The sequence below is a fragment of the Paenibacillus sp. lzh-N1 genome (assembly GCF_002872435.1).
Lineage (GTDB): Bacteria > Bacillota > Bacilli > Paenibacillales > Paenibacillaceae > Paenibacillus > Paenibacillus polymyxa_C.
The window spans coordinates 5,000,496-5,011,476 of sequence record NZ_CP025696.1; the positions used below are offsets into that span (position 1 = coordinate 5,000,496).

Sequence of the window (10,981 nt, forward strand, 5' to 3'; positions counted from 1 at the left end):
AGCTCATTCTAAACGTAAGCTTCATATACATTTAAAGCAGCTTGCAGCGCATGACCAATTTGAATGGAGGCTCCGTGACGGATCAATACAGCTTCAAGAGCAGAAAGTACAAATAAAACATTTTCTTTCCGACAACTGTATCCCATGGTGCCAATTCTCCAAATCTTGCCGTGAAGAGGACCAAACGAACTTGCAATCTCTATGCCAAACTGTTCCAGCAGCATCTTTCTGACCGAATCACCGTCAATCCCTGCCGGGATGGTAATACAAGTAACCATAGGAAGTTTCCAGAGAACATCATTATATTGCAAGCCCATGGCCTGAATCCCTGCCGTAAGAGATTTTTCATGCAAGCGATGTCTTTCAAACCGCTCCTTCAATCCTTCTTGCAATACAATTCTCAAGCCTTCTCGCAAGGCATAAAGCATTGACGTTGCTTCGGTATGATGGTTCAACCGTCTCGGTCCCCAGTAATCCTGCAGCTGACTCAAATCAAAATAATTACTACGAATAGGATGGTTAACCTTTACTTGATCATGCGCCTGAGCAACGCCTCTTTCCACTTTTTTTCTAGTAAAAAGCAAACGTTCCACTCGTTCATTATACGTAATTGGAGCCATCCCGGAAGGCACGGACAAGCATTTTTGCGAACCGCCAATTACCGCATCCAACTGCCATTCATCTACCTTGACCTCTGTACCACCAAGCGTTGCAACTGCATCGACAATAGACAAGACATCAAGCTCCCGGCAGGCAGGTCCAATCTTGTCCAAGGGCTGCATACAGCCAGTTGATGTTTCACCGTGCACAATTGCAAGAACCTTTGGTTGCACTTTTTTCACTTCATCAATGATTTCCTGCTGATCGAATACTTTCCCCCATTCGCACTCAATGGTATAGATTTCAGCTCCACTACGTTCTGCAATCTCGGTCAATAAATGTCCAAACCTCCCAAAAATGGGGATTAAAACTTTATCACCCGGCTCTATTACACTGCACATTACCGCTTCAATGCCTGCCCGGGATGTTCCGTCAATTGGAAATGCCCACTGATTCTTGGTCTGAAACACTTGACGAAGCATATCCATCGTTTCGTTCATCATTTGAGTAAATGCCGGATCAAATTGTCCAAGGATTGGTGTACTCATGGCGCGCAGAACCCTCGGGTCGACCTCTACGGGTCCTGGAGTCATTATCGTCCGCAGTGGTGCACTGATTTCATCAAAACCGTTCATCTCTCTTCTCTCCTTAATACGCTAATTCAAACAATATCTTGATTAGTAGTTCAATTCCCTTTACCAAATCCTCCGTTTTCGTGTGCTCATAAGGCGAATGGCTAATTCCTTTATGGCTTGGGACAAATAGCAATAAGGTCGGACAGATGCGACCAAAAACTTGCGAATCGTGGCCAGCACCGCTGCTCATTTTTTTAAATGGAACCTTTTCTTTTTCCAAAATTGACCCAGCAATTTTATTTAGAGCCTCATCCATCTTTACGGGTAACTCGTTCATCCAATTATGAATGGTTAACTGTGTACCATGCTTTCCTACAATCTGCTCAAATTCTCTGAAAATTTCGTTACAAAAAGTATTAAGAACATGTTCATTACTGTGACGAATATCCATGCTGAACGTCACTTTTTTGGGGATTACATTCGATAGATTGGGTTCAACTTCAATTTGCCCCACTGTAGAAACCAGATCCAAAGATGTTTCTGTTGTTCTTTGCATAAGCGTCTGAATAAGCTCTGAGGCTGTATGCAAAGCATCTTTGCGCCAAACCATTGGAGTTGTACCTGCATGGTTACTCTCGCCTATAATAGTGATAGTGTATCTTCGTTGTCCTACTATATGACTTACAATCCCAATCTGTCGTTGTTCTCTTTCCAAAATCTCTCCTTGCTCAATATGCAATTCAAGAAAACAATCAATATTCTCGCGCTTGGGATGTAGATACTTCCCTTGTCCAAACCCCGCATTATTCATGGCGTCTACAAAGGAGATCCCGTCCAGATCTCTCAACTTGCACACATCTTCATATGATTTGATACCGGTAATACTTCCTGAGCCCCAGTAAGTCATCGGAAAACGGCTACCTTCTTCTTCACATAACGAGACCACTTCAATCGTTTTCCGTGGCAAACCATAATGTTTGTATAAGTATTCCAAAGCTATTAATCCAGCTATCACCCCGTAAGCCCCATCATATTTCCCACCATCGATGACAGTGTCAATGTGAGATCCTGTTAATATGCATGCAGAGTGTGTGTGTGTACCGGTTAATCGTCCAAATAAGTTACCAACATCATCATAGTAAGCATTTAACCCTACACTTTCCATTCTCGATTTGAGTGCTTCCTGAGCCAATGTCCATTCCTTTGAATACAGTTGGCGAGTGACTCCATTAGTATTCGTTTTACCAAACGAAGCCAACCATTCCACCATTCCTTCAACCTCTTTGAATAAGGCAGGTGATTCCTTATCAACAAATACCAACTTAATCCCCCTATTCCAAGTGGTAATTGATATTCATATAATGTCAAAAATATTAACATGGTTTATTTTCTGAATTCATTGTAAAATAAATAATCATTAAAATCATTCACAAATATGTAGAACATTTTATAAATTTATTGTACACAATAACTAAAAGAATTGAGGTTGTGTCAAATTAAATATCATAAAGGAGAATTTAGAGTATGAAATTAATAGAACTGCTAAATCTTCCTGTATTTCAAGGAACTTCAGTAATTGCAGGAACGCAAGGAATGGAACGTGAAGTTAATACGGTCAATATGATGGATGCTCCCGATATTATTAATTTTCTAAAAAAGAATGAACTACTTATAACGACAGCCTTTCATTTTAAAGATGATTTACATTTGTTGCTAGAGCTTATTCAAGAGATGGCAAAGCAAGGCTGTTCGGGATTGGCAATTAAAACGAAACGTTATTTGGACAAAATTCCTGAAGCGGCTGTATCTCTTGCCAATGAACTTCAACTCCCGCTTTTAGAACTACCCATTCAAACCTCATTGGGGGATATTGTAAACAAGTCTTTAAGCTATATTCTTGATATCCGTACAAATGAGTTGCATAATGCCATACAAACCCATCGCCAATTTACAAACCATATATTAAGTGGAATGGGAATTGATAAAATCCTCGATAGTTTATCTTCTTTAATTCAGTTACCAGTAGTATTACTAAATCATTATTTACAGCCCATAATTCAAAATTATTCGCAGCTCACCCTTCTTGATAATCTGGAAGATGTGATCATCAGCCAACTTCACCCATTATCCAAAACAAGCCCATCTGCATTTTCTTTATTAAATGAGACAAGGGATTCCATTACACTGTTTCCCATCTCGACTCATAAGCAAACCAATTTTTTATGCATCATTGGCTTCGTGCCACTAACTGACCGAAACAAAATTCTAACCATAGAGCAGGCGTCAAATGTCATTGCCTTCGAATTAATGAAAGAAAATGCCTTGAAACAAAATCAAAGAAGAATACAAAATGATTTTTTCACCAATTTTATTAACGGCACCTTTTCCACTGACGAAGAAATTATTAATCGTGGGAAAGAATTTGGACTTTTAAGTGATCAGCGCTATGTGTGTGCTGTAGGTAAAGCAGTTTTAAAAGAGAAAAGCATTCCATTTATGAAGTACCAAACGGAACATGAATTCATTTATGAGAAAATTGATTCAGATCTCCGTTTTTTTCATCAAGAAGTACATTTGTTCACGACCAACAACCTGTACATTTTACTTATGCCCCTTAAAGAGGGGTGGAAGGAGATTGAAGATGAATTTATTTCATTTTTAAAAACACTCCAAATTAAAGTTTCTGTGCATTACCAGGTGGAGTTATCATTTGGCATTAGCAATTACGCACAACATTTAATCAATTTTCCGGTTTCATATAAGGAAGCTATGGATGCTTTATATTACGGGAGCATGTCTGGAAAGCAACGTTTTATTGATATTTATCAGCCCAAAGAGATTCCCGAAATCTTAAGAATGGTTCCTTATCAGGATCTGAAAAAGTTTTATATGGATACTTTTCAGTCTTTTGCTAATGAGTATAAAAAAGATTATCATTTACTTCTACAAACTCTATCCGTTTACTTGGAAACCCATTGTCAGCTGGCCGAAACCGCAAAGCGATTGTATGTGCATCGCAATACAGTAATTTATCGGTTGGAAAAGTGTGAAGAGATCATTGGTAGGAGCCTTAAAGAACCTGAAGAAACTTTACGTTTGCGTCTGGCCTTTAGAATTAAAGCTCTAATTCAAGAAAATAACATATGGTCCCGTACGTAGCAGCTCCTAAAAGGCTGCAGCATATTCCTCAATCAACTTTCCAATTGATCCGGCGTTAATCGCCAGCTTTTGCCTTTACGGCTGATCGGTGCTGTGATAAATAGATAATTTTCCGGCTTTACTGGTAATTACTAATACTTACTTCTCCGTTTTTCAAGTAGTTATCCGATTCAACAATGTCTGCTGAAGTTGAACGTATCAACTAATAGTCTTAGAAAAAAACGAACTCCTTCCCTGATAGGAATAGTTCGTTTTTTTCTACTATTTTAGCAATACTGACCAGTCAGGGTCTTTGTATCGTTTATCCACCACTTCCCTTACCAGGGTAAGCTCCTCCGGAATCTGATCCAACCCCGGAATCCGGAATTAATAAGGCTGCTGTGAGTTACGATCCCCCATACTGATGTATCCCTCTCGCCAATGATCAGTCAGAGTATTTTCTAACGATGATACCCCCATCGTAATCACATCATACTGCTTGCCTGCTGAATCGTATGCTTTCCATTCCTCATGTCCTGTTTCATTTTCTATTTCCCCGTAGAATGAGATCGACGTTTCAAATGTGCTGTCGCCCCTTTGCGATTTCTCAAGCGAAATCCCAACCAACTCTATTCTATCATTCAATATTTTAAAAGCTTTGGGCTCCAATTTCTTGAAGGTGAACCCCTGATTATGGGGAAAGATGATATTTACCAGGTTTATCAAACTGCTCTTAACTGGAAAATTACTGTTATTCATATGGAAGCGGTAAACCATTGGAATTGATAGCCGTAGTTACTTCGTCTTCGTTGTCTTTTTCTTTCGCTTCATAGTAGAAGGTGCTTCTAGCGATTTGAGGACTTCACACAATGCTGATACCGAGTATTTATCACTGTTTTGCTTAATGATTTTTACTTTCGTCCCCACTATCAGTGCTGCTTGCTTTAAAATATCATTCTCCCATCTTGAGTTGCTCATTTTTTTACGGAGCCCAAGGCGTCTCTTCTCTTCTGCAGTTCGGTTATCTTTTTCAGCGAAGGAACCTGGAGGTTTAAGCCTGCTTGATCCAGCGATCTAGAGCCGATGGGCTAAGCTCATACTCTCTCGCAATGGCTATTCTCGGCTTTCCGTTTTCGTATAACTGAACCATTCATCTCTTAAAATCTGCTGTAAATTACGTCTTTGTCTTGGCGTAGTAGATCCGCTTCTAATTCATATGCTTTCATTCTACTCGCCCTTATTTTTTCTGTTCAACTAAGTGTAACCGATCCAGTTTTCATATCCTATTTTTAAATATCTAATTCCGAAAAAGATAAAAGAGAGCACAACCCATTGAGGTTGTGCTCTCTTATCGTGCTTGGCAACGTCCTACTCTTCCAGGACCCTGCGGTCCAAGTACCATCGGCGCTGGAGGGCTTAACGGTCGTGTTCGGGATGGGTACGTGTGGAACCCCTCCGCTATCGCCACCAAACATGAATTTGCCTCGCAAATTCTAACTTCAAGGTTACACCCTGAAAACTGGATCCGAAACTTCCTTGCGCCTTATCTTTAGGATAAGCCCTCGACCGATTAGTATTGGTCAGCTCCATGCATTACTGCACTTCCACCCCCAACCTATCTACCTCGTCGTCTTCAAGGGGTCTTACATACTGGGAAATCTCATCTTGAGGGGGGCTTCACGCTTAGATGCTTTCAGCGCTTATCCCTTCCGTACATAGCTACCCAGCGGTGCTCCTGGCGGAACAACTGGTACACCAGCGGTACGTCCATCCCGGTCCTCTCGTACTAAGGACAGCTCCTCTCAAATTTCCTACGCCCACGACAGATAGGGACCGAACTGTCTCACGACGTTCTGAACCCAGCTCGCGTACCGCTTTAATGGGCGAACAGCCCAACCCTTGGGACCTACTTCAGCCCCAGGATGCGATGAGCCGACATCGAGGTGCCAAACCTCCCCGTCGATGTGGACTCTTGGGGGAGATAAGCCTGTTATCCCCAGGGTAGCTTTTATCCGTTGAGCGATGGCCCTTCCATGCGGTACCACCGGATCACTAAGCCCGACTTTCGTCCCTGCTCGACTTGTAGGTCTCGCAGTCAAGCTCCCTTCTGCCTTTGCACTCTTCGAATGATTTCCAACCATTCTGAGGGAACCTTGGGGCGCCTCCGTTACTCTTTAGGAGGCGACCGCCCCAGTCAAACTGCCCACCTGACACTGTCCTCGCACCGGATTACGGTACCAAGTTAGAACCTAGATACGATCAGGGTGGTATCCCAAGGATGCCTCCCTTCAAGCTGGCGCTCAAAGTTCTACGGCTCCCACCTATCCTGTACAGATCGTACCCAAATTCAATATCAAGCTGCAGTAAAGCTCCATGGGGTCTTTCCGTCTTGTCGCGGGTAACCTGCATCTTCACAGGTATTAAAATTTCACCGGATCTCTCGTTGAGACAGCGCCCAAGTCGTTACGCCATTCGTGCGGGTCAGAATTTACCTGACAAGGAATTTCGCTACCTTAGGACCGTTATAGTTACGGCCGCCGTTTACTGGGGCTTCGGTTCATAGCTTCGCCCGAAGGCTTACCACTCCCCTTAACCTTCCAGCACCGGGCAGGCGTCAGCCCGTATACTTCGCCTTGCGGCTTCGCACAGACCTGTGTTTTTGCTAAACAGTCGCTTGGGCCTTTTCACTGCGGCCCCCTCGGGCTATTCACCCTACCGAGGCACCCCTTCTCCCGAAGTTACGGGGTCATTTTGCCGAGTTCCTTAACGAGAGTTCTTCCGCGCGCCTTAGAATTCTCTTCTCGCCTACCTGTGTCGGTTTGCGGTACGGGCACCTTCTCCTGGCTAGAGGCTTTTCTTGGCAGTCTGAGATCATGACCTTCGCTACTATAATTTTCGCTCCCCATCACAGCCCAGCCTTAACGATGTGCGGATTTGCCTACACATCAGCCTCACTGCTTAGACGGACATCCATCAGTCCGCGTCACTACCCTACTGCGTCACCCCATCGCTCATCACGGATTACGGTGGTACAGGAATTTCTACCTGTTGTCCTTCGACTACGCCTATCGGCCTCGCCTTAGGTCCCGACTTACCCTGAGCGGACGAACCTTCCTCAGGAACCCTTAGGCTTTCGGCGGATCTGATTCTCACAGATCTTTTCGTTACTCATACCGGCATTCTCACTTGAATGCAGTCCAGCGCTCCTTCCGGTACACCTTCAACCCGCATTCAACGCTCCCCTACCCCTGATGCAAGCATCAAGCCATAGCTTCGGTGGTGTGTTTAGCCCCGTTACATTTTCGGCGCAGAGTCACTCGACCAGTGAGCTATTACGCACTCTTTCAATGGTGGCTGCTTCTAAGCCAACATCCTGGTTGTCTGTGCAACTCCACATCCTTTCCCACTTAACACACACTTGGGGACCTTAGCTGATGGTCTGGGCTGTTTCCCTTTCGACAATGGATCTTAGCACTCACTGTCTGACTCCCGGAACTAAATCTATGGCATTCGGAGTTTGACTGAGCTTGGTAACCCTTGCGGGCCCCGCACCCAATCAGTGCTCTACCTCCACGATTCTTTTTTCCGAGGCTAGCCCTAAAGCTATTTCGGGGAGAACCAGCTATCTCCGGGTTCGATTGGAATTTCTCCGCTACCCCCACCTCATCCCCGCATTTTTCAACATGCGTGGGTTCGGGCCTCCAGTGCGTGTTACCGCACCTTCACCCTGGACAGGGGTAGATCACCCGGTTTCGGGTCTACGTCCACGTACTCATTCGCCCTATTCAGACTCGCTTTCGCTGCGGCTTCAGCTCTTCACCTTAACCTTGCACGGGAACGTAACTCGCCGGTTCATTCTACAAAAGGCACGCCATCACCCATAGATCGGGCTCTGACTTCTTGTAAGCACACGGTTTCAGGATCTATTTCACTCCCCTTCCGGGGTGCTTTTCACCTTTCCCTCACGGTACTGCTTCACTATCGGTCGCCAGGGAGTATTTAGCCTTGGCAGATGGTCCTGCCGGATTCATACGGGGTTTCACGTGCCCCGCACTACTCGGGATCCGTCTCGGAGAGAACAAGTTTTGAATTACAGGGCTTTTACCTTCTCTGGCGGGTCTTTCCAGACCTCTTCATCTAACCGGTTCCTTTGTAACTCCATGTGAGACGTCCCACAACCCCAAGGAGCAAGCTCCTTGGTTTGGGCTAATCCGCGTTCGCTCGCCGCTACTGACGGAATCACTATTGTTTTCTCTTCCTCAGGGTACTTAGATGTTTCAGTTCCCCTGGTCTGCCTCTCACTCACCTATGAATTCAGTGAGTAGTGACTGTCGATGAAGACAGCCGGGTTTCCCCATTCGGACATCCCCGGATCAAAGCTTGCTTACAGCTCCCCGAGGCTTTATCGTTGTTCGCCACGTCCTTCGTCGGCTCCTGGCGCCTAGGCATCCTCCGTGTGCTCTTTGTAGCTTAACCTAGACTTTTCTTTCGCAGAAAGAAAATGTCGATGTTCAATAAGAAAATGATTTTTGCTATAAGCAAAATATCTTTCCTTATTGGCTACCTTTATTTCACTTGTTTACACAAGATCAGCTTAAAGGAATATTCTAAAACGCAATTTCGTTTCGGTATCCAGTTTTCAAGGTGCAATATTCACCGGTTTTAATCCCGGAAGAACATCATATCAAATTCCTCAACACTTGAATACAAGTATATTTTGGAAGTCATATGTGAGAGTTTGAACTCTCAAAACTGAGCAACGAGTGAGTAAGTTCAGGATATTCATTTCATTCACACGAATGTGATGAACCGAATTGAATATCTGGTCGCAGGTACATGTACCTGCTGATTTGAATGTTTCCATCGCAGGAAACGATTCTCCATAGAAAGGAGGTGATCCAGCCGCACCTTCCGATACGGCTACCTTGTTACGACTTCACCCCAATCATCTACCCCACCTTCGGCGGCTGGCCCCTTGCGGTTACCTCACCGACTTCGGGTGTTGTAAACTCTCGTGGTGTGACGGGCGGTGTGTACAAGACCCGGGAACGTATTCACCGCGGCATGCTGATCCGCGATTACTAGCAATTCCGACTTCATGTAGGCGAGTTGCAGCCTACAATCCGAACTGAGACCGGCTTTTCTAGGATTGGCTCCACCTCGCGGCTTCGCTTCCCGTTGTACCGGCCATTGTAGTACGTGTGTAGCCCAGGTCATAAGGGGCATGATGATTTGACGTCATCCCCACCTTCCTCCGGTTTGTCACCGGCAGTCTGCTTAGAGTGCCCAGCTTGACCTGCTGGCAACTAAGCATAAGGGTTGCGCTCGTTGCGGGACTTAACCCAACATCTCACGACACGAGCTGACGACAACCATGCACCACCTGTCTCCTCTGTCCCGAAGGAAAGGTCTATCTCTAGACCGGTCAGAGGGATGTCAAGACCTGGTAAGGTTCTTCGCGTTGCTTCGAATTAAACCACATACTCCACTGCTTGTGCGGGTCCCCGTCAATTCCTTTGAGTTTCAGTCTTGCGACCGTACTCCCCAGGCGGAATGCTTAATGTGTTAACTTCGGCACCAAGGGTATCGAAACCCCTAACACCTAGCATTCATCGTTTACGGCGTGGACTACCAGGGTATCTAATCCTGTTTGCTCCCCACGCTTTCGCGCCTCAGCGTCAGTTACAGCCCAGAGAGTCGCCTTCGCCACTGGTGTTCCTCCACATCTCTACGCATTTCACCGCTACACGTGGAATTCCACTCTCCTCTTCTGCACTCAAGCTCCCCAGTTTCCAGTGCGACCCGAAGTTGAGCCTCGGGATTAAACACCAGACTTAAAGAGCCGCCTGCGCGCGCTTTACGCCCAATAATTCCGGACAACGCTTGCCCCCTACGTATTACCGCGGCTGCTGGCACGTAGTTAGCCGGGGCTTTCTTCTCAGGTACCGTCACTCTTGTAGCAGTTACTCTACAAGACGTTCTTCCCTGGCAACAGAGCTTTACGATCCGAAAACCTTCATCACTCACGCGGCGTTGCTCCGTCAGGCTTTCGCCCATTGCGGAAGATTCCCTACTGCTGCCTCCCGTAGGAGTCTGGGCCGTGTCTCAGTCCCAGTGTGGCCGATCACCCTCTCAGGTCGGCTACGCATCGTCGCCTTGGTAGGCCTTTACCCCACCAACTAGCTAATGCGCCGCAGGCCCATCCACAAGTGACAGATTGCTCCGCCTTTCCTCCTTCTCCCATGCAGGAAAAGGATGTATCGGGTATTAGCTACCGTTTCCGGTAGTTATCCCTGTCTTGTGGGCAGGTTGCCTACGTGTTACTCACCCGTCCGCCGCTAGGTTATGTAGAAGCAAGCTTCTACATAACCCCGCTCGACTTGCATGTATTAGGCACGCCGCCAGCGTTCGTCCTGAGCCAGGATCAAACTCTCCATTAAAGACCAACCGAAGTCGGTTATAGAAAGAGCGATTAGCTCATGTTGAAACTGACGATATAAAATATCTCATTGTTGATTTTGCGAACAAAATCAGTTTACTCACTCGTTGTTCAGTTTTCAAAGATCAAATTCTTTTTCGCTGCGTTTTTCAACAGCAACTCTTATATAATATCATCTTTCAACTAACTTTGCAACAACTTTTTTTTCGTTTTTTCTTCAAATTCGTTC

Annotated in this window: 5 protein-coding genes and 3 rRNA genes; 1 reads left to right on the forward strand and 7 read right to left on the reverse strand. The window is 45.4% G+C overall.

Translation table 11 applies throughout. The features are described from left to right. Positions 1-8 precede the first annotated feature (8 nt). Positions 9-1,235, reverse strand: coding sequence for a pyridoxal-phosphate-dependent aminotransferase family protein (locus tag C0638_RS22025; protein WP_058712521.1), 1,227 nt, complete (start codon positions 1,233-1,235; stop codon positions 9-11). Between the two features lie 13 nt (positions 1,236-1,248). Further along, complete coding sequence (gene allC / locus C0638_RS22030; protein WP_233902254.1) at positions 1,249-2,496, reverse strand: allantoate deiminase; 1,248 nt, start codon at positions 2,494-2,496, stop codon at positions 1,249-1,251. A 203-nt stretch (positions 2,497-2,699) separates the two neighbouring features. On the opposite strand from allC, the gene C0638_RS22035 reads away from it, so the two are divergent. Then, complete coding sequence (locus C0638_RS22035) at positions 2,700-4,334, forward strand: PucR family transcriptional regulator (protein ID WP_102163797.1); 1,635 nt, start codon at positions 2,700-2,702, stop codon at positions 4,332-4,334. A gap of 366 nt (positions 4,335-4,700) precedes the next feature. On the opposite strand, the gene C0638_RS25905 is transcribed toward C0638_RS22035, so the two are convergent. From C0638_RS25905 to C0638_RS22070, 5 genes are all read right to left on the reverse strand, one after another. Next, complete coding sequence (locus C0638_RS25905; RefSeq protein ID WP_233902344.1) at positions 4,701-4,982, reverse strand: hypothetical protein; 282 nt, start codon at positions 4,980-4,982, stop codon at positions 4,701-4,703. Between the two features lie 382 nt (positions 4,983-5,364). Next, positions 5,365-5,463 carry a helix-turn-helix domain-containing protein gene (locus C0638_RS26240; RefSeq protein WP_082689699.1) on the reverse strand — a complete coding sequence of 33 codons (99 nt, stop codon included), beginning with the start codon at positions 5,461-5,463 and terminating at the stop codon, positions 5,365-5,367. Positions 5,464-5,668: 205 nt separating this feature from the next. Beyond that, a 5S ribosomal RNA gene (gene rrf / locus C0638_RS22060) occupies positions 5,669-5,785 on the reverse strand. A gap of 78 nt (positions 5,786-5,863) precedes the next feature. Then, positions 5,864-8,789, reverse strand: a 23S ribosomal RNA gene (locus C0638_RS22065). 410 nt (positions 8,790-9,199) lie between these two features. Continuing rightward, positions 9,200-10,753: ribosomal RNA gene (locus C0638_RS22070) — 16S ribosomal RNA — on the reverse strand. The 16S, 23S and 5S rRNA genes sit together here, the layout of an rRNA operon. Positions 10,754-10,981: the final 228 nt, after the last annotated feature.

Bases quoted from the DNA above. Each gene is read 5' to 3' on its own strand.
- C0638_RS26240 (WP_082689699.1), bottom strand. From the start codon at position 5,463: ATGGTTCAGTTATACGAAAACGGAAAGCCGAGAATAGCCATTGCGAGA.
- C0638_RS22025 (WP_058712521.1), bottom strand. From the start codon at position 1,235: ATGAACGGTTTTGATGAAATCAGTGCACCACTGCGGACGATAATGACT.
- C0638_RS22035 (WP_102163797.1), top strand. From the start codon at position 2,700: ATGAAATTAATAGAACTGCTAAATCTTCCTGTATTTCAAGGAACTTCA.